The 11,328-nt window shown below is 54.5% G+C and carries 10 protein-coding genes; 1 reads left to right on the top strand and 9 read right to left on the bottom strand.

Annotated features, from left to right (window positions below; all coding sequences use genetic code 11):
* Positions 1-165 precede the first annotated feature (165 nt).
* Positions 166-3,006 (bottom strand): insulinase family protein, encoded by a 2,841-nt coding sequence (locus QSV34_RS10500; RefSeq protein WP_289154491.1) that lies wholly within the window; start codon positions 3,004-3,006, stop codon positions 166-168.
* Positions 3,007-3,134: 128 nt separating this feature from the next.
* Positions 3,135-3,893 carry a glycosyltransferase gene (locus QSV34_RS10495; RefSeq protein ID WP_289154488.1) on the bottom strand — a complete coding sequence of 253 codons (759 nt, stop codon included), beginning with the start codon at positions 3,891-3,893 and terminating at the stop codon, positions 3,135-3,137.
* Between the two features lie 141 nt (positions 3,894-4,034).
* Between QSV34_RS10495 and QSV34_RS10490 the strand changes: the two genes are divergently transcribed.
* Positions 4,035-5,465 (top strand): alanine dehydrogenase, encoded by a 1,431-nt coding sequence (locus QSV34_RS10490; protein ID WP_289154486.1) that lies wholly within the window; start codon positions 4,035-4,037, stop codon positions 5,463-5,465.
* 182 nt (positions 5,466-5,647) lie between these two features.
* On the opposite strand, the gene QSV34_RS10485 is transcribed toward QSV34_RS10490, so the two are convergent.
* The 7 genes from QSV34_RS10485 to QSV34_RS10455 all read right to left on the bottom strand — a co-directional run bounded on the left by QSV34_RS10485 (position 5,648) and on the right by QSV34_RS10455 (position 11,309).
* A complete protein-coding gene (locus tag QSV34_RS10485) occupies positions 5,648-7,405 on the bottom strand; it encodes a DEAD/DEAH box helicase (RefSeq protein WP_289154483.1) in 1,758 nt (585 codons plus the stop codon).
* A gap of 82 nt (positions 7,406-7,487) precedes the next feature.
* Positions 7,488-7,973 (bottom strand): YaiI/YqxD family protein, encoded by a 486-nt coding sequence (locus tag QSV34_RS10480; protein WP_289154481.1) that lies wholly within the window; start codon positions 7,971-7,973, stop codon positions 7,488-7,490.
* A gap of 22 nt (positions 7,974-7,995) precedes the next feature.
* Positions 7,996-8,502: a DUF3859 domain-containing protein gene (locus tag QSV34_RS10475; RefSeq protein WP_289154479.1), complete on the bottom strand. Its 507-nt coding sequence runs from the start codon at positions 8,500-8,502 to the stop codon at positions 7,996-7,998.
* A gap of 129 nt (positions 8,503-8,631) precedes the next feature.
* Positions 8,632-9,243, bottom strand: coding sequence for a redoxin domain-containing protein (locus QSV34_RS10470; RefSeq protein ID WP_289154477.1), 612 nt, complete (start codon positions 9,241-9,243; stop codon positions 8,632-8,634).
* Positions 9,244-9,245: 2 nt separating this feature from the next.
* Entirely contained in the window at positions 9,246-10,055 is an 810-nt protein-coding gene (locus tag QSV34_RS10465) for a protein-disulfide reductase DsbD domain-containing protein (protein WP_289154474.1), read from the bottom strand.
* Between the two features lie 107 nt (positions 10,056-10,162).
* Positions 10,163-10,792, bottom strand: a complete 630-nt coding sequence (smrA, locus tag QSV34_RS10460) for a DNA endonuclease SmrA (protein ID WP_289154472.1) — start codon at positions 10,790-10,792, stop codon at positions 10,163-10,165.
* 4 nt (positions 10,793-10,796) lie between these two features.
* Entirely contained in the window at positions 10,797-11,309 is a 513-nt protein-coding gene (locus QSV34_RS10455; protein WP_289154469.1) for a hypothetical protein, read from the bottom strand.
* Between the last annotated feature and the right edge of the window lie 19 nt (positions 11,310-11,328).

Here is an 11,328-nt window from a genome sequence, read left to right as displayed (position 1 = left end):
CCTCTACGCTCGCTGGCAACAGGCTGGTCTGCGTTCTGCTCTCACCTTGGATGTGTCGCATACAAAAATACCCGCATCTGACGATGCGGGTATTTTGGCAGCTCGAACTGCGTTTTCACACAGTCTCGTAACAGCGGCGTTTTTTATGTCACAACCCGTAATAGATTAGCTACGGGTAATCACCCCTTTGCCCTCACGGAATGCCTTGGCGCTTTCCACGTTGGCTTTTACACCACCCTTGGCGCCTGGAGAGATAACAGACACCGCGTGCGGATTGTCCATCACAATCTCGCTGTACGCGTCCTGAATGTCTTTCATGGTGATCGACTTCAGCGCGTCGATGGCTTTCTGACGAGAGTCAAAATTGGGGTAGTCGTCGCGCAGGTCCTGCCAAAAGCGACTGACTTTTTCACCCACATTCTGAGGCGGTTGTTGCAACTGAGCCAGCGTGGCCTGCTTCAGTGACATCAATGCCTCGTCATCCATGGCGTTGAGGCGCTTTTGAAATTCCGGCAGAAATTTGTCAGTGGCCGCTTCTACCTCAGCCGCACTGGCTGTAGGCGACTGTACGACAAAGGTAATACCCGGGGTGCGATCGCTGCGTTTGGCGGATGCGCCAACAATATAGCCCAACTGTTGCTCAGTGCGCAGGCTGTTGAAATACTGCTGGTGCATGATCTGGCTCAGCAAGTGCAGCTTCAAACGCTCTTCCCGCGTACTCTCACGACCCTGGTAGTAACGCAATACAGCAGCGTCAGCGTGGGCCAGTTTGGAGATATACACATCCGGCTTGGCTGTGACGGCCAGCTCAACAATACGCTGACCTTTGGGAATCGCTTTGTCGGTGACTTCCAGCCCCAGTGTCTCGCTGATCTGTTTGGCAAAATCACGGGTTTGTTGCTCGGTGATGTTACCGGATGCCATTAAGGTCATGCGGCCTTCGCCAAATAACCACTGAGGCGCAGCCAGTACTTTTTCCAATGTTATTTGTTGCGCGACAGCGCGTACTTCTTCCACCGAATAACTATCGGCATCGAGAAGTTCATCCAGGTCGCGCCCTACGCCTCTGCTGGGTTCTGCCTTGTCGTAGTTGGCAAAGTAGCGCTTGACGTTCTCCATCATGCGATCGAACTGCCCTTGGGTAAAGGTCGGCTTCAGTACTTGCGCCAATACCTGATCCGCCAATTCTGGCAGCTTGTCAGAGAAACCGCTGAAGCTCACACCACCGGCGCCAACGCTGTAACCCACACCGGCGTTTTCGGCATTGAACTTGAGTTTTTCCAACTGCTCACCCATCAGGCCAAAGTAGATCTGGGACAGCAAATCTTCTTCCAGAGTGGGGCGTTCGGGGCGGTCGATGGCCAATTGCACCGTGGCTTTGGGGATACTGTCTTCAATGTTTGGGTAATACCACGCATCAACACCATTGGTATCAACCAGCTTCACAGGCTGTTCAGCGGTTTTCACATCCACCAAGTCAAGGTTTTCCGGAATCAGCGGGTTGCGTTCTGCCAACGTCAAATCGCTGTACTGGGAAACACTCCAGCTTTTTACGCGATCCTCTGACGGTTGATAGGTGCGGTAATCGGCACCGTAAAATTCCGTTTCCTGTTCAGGTACGACACTGGGGGCCGCGAAGGTTACCACCATATTGTCCGGAGTCAGGCTACCCAGAATATTATTGATCAATGCCGCATCGAAGCGCTGGTAGCTGGCACGGATCAAATCGCGAGGAGCGGTATCTTGCAGGGCATTGGCAAAGTTGATCGCGCCCTGCATGCTCATTGAACTGTTTTCGGAGAAACGGAAACCCATTTCCGACAGGTTTTTCATTTCGTTGTAGCGCCACTCAGTAACGCCTTCCTTCTTAACCAGAGCGATCTGATCAAACAGGGCAGCAATAATCTCATCTTGATGAGATACGCCTTTTTCAGTGAGGAAAACCCGGATAACAAAGGTATCGGTGGTGCCGTATTCCAGACCTTTACTGGCACCAAAAGCCTGAATCCAGCCCTTGGCTTTGAGGCGATCGCTCAGGTTGTTTTCACTTTTGGAGCCCAGCATAGCGGCCACATAGCCAACCGGGTTTTCCAGAGCATGTTCTGTCTGATCAGCGATCGGGAAGGTCAACACCAAAGTTCGCGAATCCTGAACCGGCTTGATCTCAATAACCTTGGGCAGCTCACCTTCGGTAAACAGCTCTGGAAAAACAGTTTCCGGCACTTTGTCGAGTTTTGGCACCGCACTGAATTTGGCACGAGCCAGTTGTTCCATCTCGTCCAGTGACTGATTGCTCACCATGGCGAGCGTCATAAGGTCGGAGCTGTAGTAAGTTTTGTAAAAATCAATCAACTCGTCACGGGCAGAACGGTTTGGCTTGTCAGACAGGGTATCCAGATTACCGGCGTTGAACTTGAACGCCTGGTGCGCGGGGTTGATGGTGTTTTCGAATACCTCAATATTGCGGATCGGGTCTTTTTCGATACGGGTGTAGTACTCCGAGTGCACCGCGTTCTTTTCACGATCCACATATTCCTCGGTAAACAGCGGACTGATAAAGAACTGGGCAAAGCGATCCAGCGCACCTTCGTAAGCGCTGTTATCTACGGAAAAATGGTAGTTGGTGATGTCGTAGGCAGTGTAGGCATTGTGGTTGCCGCCGTTGGAATCCAGATATTCGTTGTATTCGGCAGACTCCGGGTACTTTTCAGTACCCAAAAACAGCATGTGCTCAAGGAAATGGGCCAGACCATCCCACCCTTCAGGGTCCTGATACGAGCCGATGTTGACAACCAGTGAGGCCAGGGATTTTACCGCTTTGTCGTCAGAAACCAGCAATGTGCGTATGCCGTTATCCAGTTCTATGTAGCGATACTCCTTGCTGTCCAGCGGAAAGCTCTGCACCATATTAACATCCACAGTCTCTTGGCCAACAGAGGTTTGTTCTGTTTCCTTACAGCCAGTCAGAACCAAAAGAACACCGAAAAGTCCAACAAGAACTTTCATACCAACTCCCGGATAATTATTAAAACTTTAATTCGAAAAGAGAAAGCCGAGTAGTATTCTACTCACAGGAAAAGGAATAAAGTTAATTTTTGTTAATCAGACGAATGGGGTGCCGCAAAAAAGGGCGATTACTGCCAGTAGTCCGCTACCCAGGCAGCGGGGCGCAAACGGCGATACCAACGATCACCCTTGCCGGCAATGGCTTCTACCGGATTGGGAGCCCCGTAAAAAACAACAATGCGACCGGTATCCGGCTTGGTGGAAGGAAAGAACCAGCGTTTGAGGCGATTTTTGGGCAGGCAATCACGACGATAGCTGAGGCACCACTCCCGTGGCCAAAAGTTCAACTTGCCCTGCTGGCGAACGTATTCGGTCAGGTAGGTCTGCTCATTAAAGTACTGTTCGACGATCTGCTCTCGATTGCTGCAGAACTCTTCCAGCACATCCGCCATAGCACCTGCGGTGAACCGATACACAGAGGAATTGCCATTGGTGCGCCCCTCGCCCCAATCGCGAATGATGTGGAAGTCGCCTTCTGGCTCAAAGAAACAGTCGATGCTGTCAACGATGACAATATCCAGATCGAGGAACAGACAGGTGCCTTGAATATCGTAGAGTGGCGCAGAGAAAGTCAGCAGTTTTTTCCAGGCCTGAACCCGCTTTCTGCCGTCGCAGTCCTCGATATTGACGTCGACTTCGGGAATATCAAAACACTCTACTTGCTCGGCGATGCCGCTGGTGTCATCGGTGAGGCAGATAAAACGAAACGGCAAGCTGAGATGCCGGGACACCATAGAGTAGAGGCGATTCACGTAAACCGCATCGTATTTGGTGCCCCACTTCATGCAGAGAATATTGACCGTTTTAGAAGGCGACGTATGCGACATATTTGGCAGAATGCCTGTTGTTGTAATCCGCCTATGATACTGGTTTGCAACAGTCAGAGAAAGCCGCCCAGCAAACATCAGAAACCTTGCCTGAAAGGCCAATAGTCGATACCGTTGCCGCTTTTGTTAGCGGAAACCCCCATGTCCTTACCACCAGAGTCGCAGTCAAAGTCACACTCTTCTTACCGCACCATTGCCCTGGCGAAAGAAAATGAATCGCCAGAAAACCCCGGTGCCCTGGAAAAGCGCGTTGCCCTCTGCCCTGAAGACGTGGGCAAGCTGGTGGCAGCAGGGCTTGATTGTTACGTGGAACAAGGCGCCGGCGAAGGTATTGGCTTTAGCGATGGCGAATATCAGCAACAGGGCGCCACCCTGCAAACTGGGGAACAGATCTACCGCGACAAGGACATGATCATCAAATTCAAAGGGCCAAGCCTGGAAGCCATTCCCCAGATGCGTTCCGGCTGCACACTGTTTTGCATGGCACACTTTCACTCCTACCCGGAGCGTGCCCGTCTGTTAGCGGAACAGCGCATCAATGTGCTCGCCATGGAAGAGATTCTGGAAAACCCCAAGCACCAGGGGGACGAGGAAATTCTCGCCCGCACTGCCATGAATGCAGCGATCTCCCCGTTTGTGGAAAGTGGCCAGTTGGGGCAAATGGATATCCGGGTCATACAGTGGACGCCGCTGCTGGCGGGCACCATTCGCCGAGGCAGTAATCGCAACCCCGGCTCATTGAAACTGGTACAGCCAAACTGTCGCTTTGAAGAATTGGATGCGTCCGGCCCAAACAGCCTCTATATCTACGACAGCCGCACATTGGACGACGCCACAGAGGTACTGGACAAACTGCGCGCCTGCGGCACCCACCTGCAGGACTTGGCGGAATTTGAGCGCAACCATGGCGCCCAGGCCATCGCCGATTATCGCGACTCCCACCCGCCACTGGAATTTGGCATGCGCCGAATTCAGTGCCTGCACGAAACCGGCATGGCCGGCGCCCGCTACGGCCTCAAACTGCTACGCGACAACAAGCCCGAACTGGAGTTAAAAGACGCCAAAGCGGTGGTTTTGGGCTACGGCAATGTGGGCCAGGGAGCAATTCACGAAATCTACGACCAAGGGGTAACCGACATCGCCATTCTTGGCCGGGAACACACCCGTAAGGACAACATCGAAGCCTGGATTGCAGGCGCTGACCTGATTGTTAACGGCGCCGAACAAGCACCGGAGCTGCGCGGTGTTAACTACCTGGTGAGCAACGACCACCTGCAGCGGGTTGTACCCGACGGTTCTGTAGTCATTGACCTGATTGGCGGCAGTGAAACCAACCGCAGCCCGGTAGAAGCGGTACTGGCCTGCACCTTCCTTACCGATCCCCACTTCGAACAGCACGGAGTCACCGTCTCCTCCCTGTGGGGTTGGCCGATGATGGGCATGATGCGGGAAAGCGCGCTGCGCTACTCAGGCCAGATTGCGGATGTACTGCTGGGGCAGGAGCGGTTGGTTGATGGGTTAGACAAATTGACGCCGGGGGTGGAGCGGGCACTGGTTTGTGGCAAATTTTAGTTTTGTGGGAAATATTAGCGACGGGCAGCGGGCTACTGGCTGCGAGCAGATCGAGCGAGATTGTCATTCTGAGCGCAGCGAAGAACCCCTTTGCTGCAACACAGTATGAGATTCTTCGCTGCGCTCAGAATGACGTCAAACTACCAGACTGCCCGAAGCCCGTAGCGCGCTGCTCGTAGCCGTTAACTTTTCGGCTTCCTTTTCCTCGGCCCTTTTTTATTCTGTCCAGAATTAGCCTGCCCAGGCTTTTTACCGCTGCCCTTCCCCGGTGGCGGCGCGTCGGTCCACTGGCGAATTTTGATGGGTTTCTGGCAAATGCGGGCTTTTTGCAATTCACGCAGCAGCTCCTTCGGCATACCCGCCGGTAAGTCCACCACAGTGAATACGTCGTACAGCTGAATACGGCCAATGTATTTGCTGTCGATATCTGCTTCGTTGGCGATGCAGCCCACCACATCTTTGGGCATTACCCCATCTTTGCGGCCCACCGCCAGGCGGTAGCGCACCATTTCCACGTCCGGGTAATCCGCCAGCTGCTCCGCTTCAACGCTTGGCAGTTCCGGGCGGCGGCGATCTTTGGGGTCTCTGGGGCGAGTATCCGGCTCGGCAAATTTGGGGAACAGAGGCCGTTCTTTCTGCGCCTGAAAGGCTAGGGAAGCGGCGATCTCGGTCATGGAAAGCTCGCTGCCATTGGCAAACTCTTGCAGCAATTCCACGTAGGGTTCCAGCTGTTCCGCTTCAATGGTGTCGCGTATGCGGTTTTTAAATTGGGCAACCCGCTGCTCACTGACTTCCTGACCACTGGGCAAACGCAGTTCCGACAGTTTTTGACGGGTGGCTCGCTCAATGCTCTGCAACATGCGCCGCTCCCGCGGTGCCACAAACAGAATGGCCACGCCCTCGCGACCGGCGCGCCCGGTGCGGCCAATACGGTGCACGTAGGCTTCAGTATCGTACGGAATGTCGTAGTTAAATACGTGGCTAATGCGTTCCACATCCAGCCCGCGCGCTGCCACATCGGTGGCCACCACAATATCCAGCTGGCCTTTTTTCAGACGGGTAATGGTGCGCTCCCTGAGAGCCTGGCTGAGATCGCCATTGAGGGCACCAGCGGCATAACCCCGCGCTTCCAGCTTTTCCGCCAGATCCACAGTGGCCTGTTTGGTGCGCACAAACACAATCATGCCATCGAAGTTTTCCACTTCCAGAATGCGGGTAAAGGCATCCAGCTTCTGGTTGTTGTGCACCACCAGATAGCGCTGTTCAATGCGCTCCACCGTGGTGGTTTTGGCGGCAATTTTTACCTCTTGGGCGTCTCCCAGGTATTTGCCGACAATATTGCGAATGGCTCCCGGCATGGTGGCGGAGAACAGTGCCCGCTGGGCGTCGTCCGGCGTGTGGGAGAGAATTTCATCCACATCGTCGATAAACCCCATGCGCAGCATTTCATCCGCCTCATCCAGCACCACTGCTTTCAGTTGCGACAGGTTGAGGCTGCGGCGGCGCAGGTGGTCCATAATCCGCCCCGGGGTCCCCACCACCACTTGTACACCGCGCTTTAACGCGCGCAGCTGACTGCCCATATCCTGGCCGCCATAAATGGGCAGCACCTGAAAGCCTTTGATGTAACGGGCGTAGCCTTTAAAGGCTTCCGCCACCTGAATCGCCAGTTCGCGAGTGGGAGCCAGCACCAGAACCTGAGGCACTTTGAGCTGCGGATCGATGCGGTTGAGCAGCGGCAACGCAAAGGCAGCAGTTTTACCGGTACCGGTTTGCGCGGTTCCCAACAGGTTGGCACCATCGAGCAAAATCGGAATACTCTGCGCCTGAATCGGCGAAGGCTGTTCGTAACCCACATCCCGCAGGGCTTTTAGGGTGGTGTCGGCGAGGCCGAAGTCGGCAAACAGCGGCGCCTGCTGGGGCTGGGAATCGGAGGGCATGGCAATAGTGCTCGTGGGTGCCGGCCAGGAGCCGACATAAAAAGGGCGCGCAGTATACGTGCCGGACAGGGAATAAGATAGTCTATTTTTTGAGCAATTGCCGTTTCGCCAGAAACCGATCCAACACATTGGCAAACTGCTGGCGGTGGCGTTGATCCAGCTTTGACGGGCCGCCCCTGGCCTCGCCGATGGTACGCATTTCTTCCATAAAGTTGCGCATTGCCAGACGCTGGCGAATATTGGCTTTGGTGTAGTGTTCCCCTCTGGGGTTAACCGCTTCCACACCCTTTTCCACCACTTGCGCCGCCAGGGGAATATCGCCTGTTACTACCAGGTCGCCGGGTTGGGCTTCGCAGGCAATCAGGTTGTCGGCGACATCAAACCCCTGGGGAACCTGAACCGCTTTGATCCAGGCGGTAGCAGGCACCGAAAGAGCGTGATTGGCCACCAGAGTCAGTGGCACTTTAGTGCGCTGGGAAGCGCGAAACAGAATTTCCTTGATGACTTTCGGGCAGGCATCCGCGTCTACCCATATTTGCACCGCTTGTGGGGGCTGAACATCAGTCATCAATCAACCTGTTATCAAACAATCAGTCATCAAACTGTACGGGGGTAATGCGAGGCGTCAGGTCTTCCTCTTCCACCGACACAGTAAAACGGCTGCGTACCAGCAGGCGGTCGCCCTCAAATATCATCACTTCCCAGGTGCCGGTGACCACTTCGTACTGCTCGGTAAATTCAAAGGCAGCCACATGGGAAGCGCTGTCAGGGCTGAGTTCGATGACTTCTTCGTATTTGTCGTGGCGAGTGCCATCGGGTTCTTCCACACCCGGCGTCAGATAGAGATAAGTTACCCTGCTGCCCTTTTGCTTGCCGCTCACCTGGTAACGAATGCCAAACTTGGAACCCAGCCGGGCCATCACGTGGCTGGTTTCGCGAATCTGCTCACGGCCCTGGCTCACCAGTCGCTCACCCTCTTCAAGGTTTACTGCTGCCCGTTCAAACACGCCACTGGTGTAGCCTTGCAGGCGCAACTCCGCCGACACGGGCATGCCAACAGTGAATAACAATAGGGGAATGAGTAACTTAAAGCGCATGACGGCTCTCTCTGGTTCGTTGAGTCGGGCAAGGATATTTCAGAAAGATGTCAATTATATGACGAGAGAAGGGAGATGAAAGACGGGAGACGCAGGGCAGCCCTCGCGGGCTACCCTGAACAGGTCAAGTCAGTATTTAACCGAACAACCGTAAGGACGGGTGGTGGTGTAGGAAGGCTTTTTGCCGGCCATGACTTCCGGTACCACAACATCGATGTAGTTGGTAGCGCCTTTAATGTCATCAGGGCTGGGGCTGGAATTGTTATCAATAGCACCCATGTATTGCAGCACGCCCTCTTTATCCACAACGTACATGTGGGGCGTGGTTTTGGCGGCGTAGGCCTTGCCCACTACGCCATCGGAATCCATCAGCAGATGGGTGCGGTGCGTGCCCTGTGCTTCACTCATATCGCTAGCCTGATCCATAGTCACATAGCCCTGCTTGCCAGGGGCAGAAGAGACAATACTCAGCCACACCACATCCTGGTCTGTGTATTTCTTTTGCAGCGCCTGCATATGGCCCTTGCTGTAGTGCTTCACCACAAACGGACACTGATGGTTGGTCCACTCCAGTACCACAGTTTTACCCTGGTAGTCAGACAAACTCACCGTCTCGCCTTTGTGATTACTCAATTCAAAATCTGGTGCCGGGCTGCCCACCTTGGGAGCCGCCGTTGCCAACATGGGCAGAGTGAGTGCCAGAGCGGCCAACCATCTACCTGTGAGTAATGCTTTTTTCATGGTCATTCTCCTTGGGATAAGTATGAGGCTTTTACTTGATAAACGGCTTCTGGACCGAAGACGATCACAAAATCGAAGCTGGAGGGAGTTTTTGAAAAGTAATCATTAAGTGCAAAATCCGCTACCAGGCGCTTGCCCTGCTGGTTCAGTGTGGGAAGCTCTGCGTAGCTCACCAAATCCTGGGTAATAGGGTAAATCACTGGCGACTGTCTATTACCCGTCATATCTTTAAACAGCTCCACAACCACGCGATTACCCTGCAACTGGTAACTGGCGTTGAGGTTATTTGCAGCGGGTAATTGCTTACGAGCCTGGATGAAGTGTTCCACTGCTGAGCTTTTCTGCCTGCTGTCGGCTACTGGCAGCTCCAGGTTCAGTTTGGCCTTGCCAGGAATACAGACTTCCTCACACACCAGCCAGCGCACGTCAGCACCGATGGATAACGGTTTACCAACGGCAACATCGTCAGCCAGCGTTACCGGCACCATCAACAGCACCTGATGGTAGCCATAGGTCATTAACGGCGGTACAGGGATTTGTTCGGGAGCAGGCCAGTGAACCTCGCCGACAGTGACACCCTGAGGTAGATTCCAGCGGATTTGCGGAGCCTGGCCGGAGTCGCCAGGGTTTTGCCAATAAACGTGCCAGTGATCGGCGGGCTTGAATTGCACCCCCAGCCAATGGGTACCACCTGGCTGCAGAGCACTGTCTTCGCTGAGCAAACTGACAGAAATGTAATCATCCTGGTAGGCCTGAGCCTGGACACCCAGCAACAACAATACCGCCAATAGAAATCTGTTTACGCCGTTCACCCAAACCCTCCGTCACAAAAACAGCTACCGACAATGTGGTTTTGCGGCGCGGCACGCACCTGCTTTTACCAAGTTTTACATCTCGGCCGCGAGCTGCGGCCCGCAGCTTAACTAATCCCCTTACGACTGGTCTGGTGGCGCTCCCGATTGAGGTCGCGCTTGGCCGCACTCTTACGCAACATCACATAGGTGGCACCACTGCCACCGTGATAGAGCTGGGCGGTGTGAAAAGCAAGCACTGCATCCAACTGCCGCAACCAGTGGTTAACACAACTTTTTAACAGCGCGGGCTTGTGGCGCAACTCGCCTTTGCCGTGGGTGATAATGGCGCTGCGCACATCGGCCTCTACACAGTCCCGTATAAACTCAAACAACGCTCGCCGAGCCTGTTCTACGCTGTGGTGGTGCAGATCGAGACGTGCTTGCAGCGGGTACTTACCGAGGCGAAGGTTCTTGAACACGCCGTGTTGAACACCATCGCGTTTGTAACTGAGCTGATCGTGAGGGTCAACCAAGGCGATTTGTTCTTCGGAGGCCAGCTGGTTGCGTTCCAGAAAGACCTCTTTCTGAGCATCGGCACGGCGCTGCAGGGTGCCGGGCTGGGTGCGGGGCTTTGCCCGCTGGTTATGGGTGGCTTCTCGCTTGAGCGGTTTGATGTCGCTCATCTGGTCGGACACCAGATCGTGAAAGGCCTGGTTTTGAGAGCCCTGCTTTTGAGAGGAATGTTCTTCAGACATACCCCTATTCTGAAGTGGGAGCGGGCTCCAGATCAATATGTGAAGTGTCTACGTCCACCGGCGGCTGTTCACGGCGTTCATTGGCTGCCAAAACATCGCTGCCTGCGGGGGCAACGGAAATATTGGCAACGTCCAGATTTACCGCCGGCTGTTTAATTCGTTCTTCCGGACGCAACAGGTCCGCGCCCACGGGAAACAGTGTCCAGGGTTCGTCGCTGATATCGTCTTCAGCGGGCTGAACGCCCGCCTGGACGGCAGCCTTGGCACCACCATCACCCTGACGCACCTGAACCACAGCACCAGCGCGCTCCATGGCCTGCTGGTAGCGTTTGGCGGACTCCTCATCCAGATTGCGGCGAATCACCACCGGGCGGCCACTGAACAGCTTGGCCAGCTGGGCATCATCGGCCTTGAACAACTCGCGCAGGTTATCCCTCACCTCAACCATGGTGTGACCGGAGACAATGTCTCCGCGGAAGACAATCTCTAATGAAGAGTCCAGAGATGAATCAGACACGATAAGCCCCAAGTTTTTG

Origin of the sequence: Porticoccus sp. W117 (assembly GCF_030341905.1) — a bacterium.
GTDB lineage: Bacteria > Pseudomonadota > Gammaproteobacteria > Pseudomonadales > Porticoccaceae > SCSIO-12696.
This window is presented reverse-complemented; position numbering and strand designations above follow the sequence as displayed.

Bases quoted from the DNA above. Each gene is read 5' to 3' on its own strand.
- QSV34_RS10495 (WP_289154488.1), bottom strand. From the start codon at position 3,893: ATGTCGCATACGTCGCCTTCTAAAACGGTCAATATTCTCTGCATGAAG.
- QSV34_RS10500 (WP_289154491.1), bottom strand. From the start codon at position 3,006: ATGAAAGTTCTTGTTGGACTTTTCGGTGTTCTTTTGGTTCTGACTGGC.
- QSV34_RS10475 (WP_289154479.1), bottom strand. From the start codon at position 8,502: ATGCGCTTTAAGTTACTCATTCCCCTATTGTTATTCACTGTTGGCATG.
- smrA (WP_289154472.1), bottom strand. From the start codon at position 10,792: ATGTCTGAAGAACATTCCTCTCAAAAGCAGGGCTCTCAAAACCAGGCC.
- QSV34_RS10480 (WP_289154481.1), bottom strand. From the start codon at position 7,973: ATGACTGATGTTCAGCCCCCACAAGCGGTGCAAATATGGGTAGACGCG.
- QSV34_RS10470 (WP_289154477.1), bottom strand. From the start codon at position 9,243: ATGAAAAAAGCATTACTCACAGGTAGATGGTTGGCCGCTCTGGCACTC.
- QSV34_RS10485 (WP_289154483.1), bottom strand. From the start codon at position 7,405: ATGCCCTCCGATTCCCAGCCCCAGCAGGCGCCGCTGTTTGCCGACTTC.
- QSV34_RS10490 (WP_289154486.1), top strand. From the start codon at position 4,035: ATGTCCTTACCACCAGAGTCGCAGTCAAAGTCACACTCTTCTTACCGC.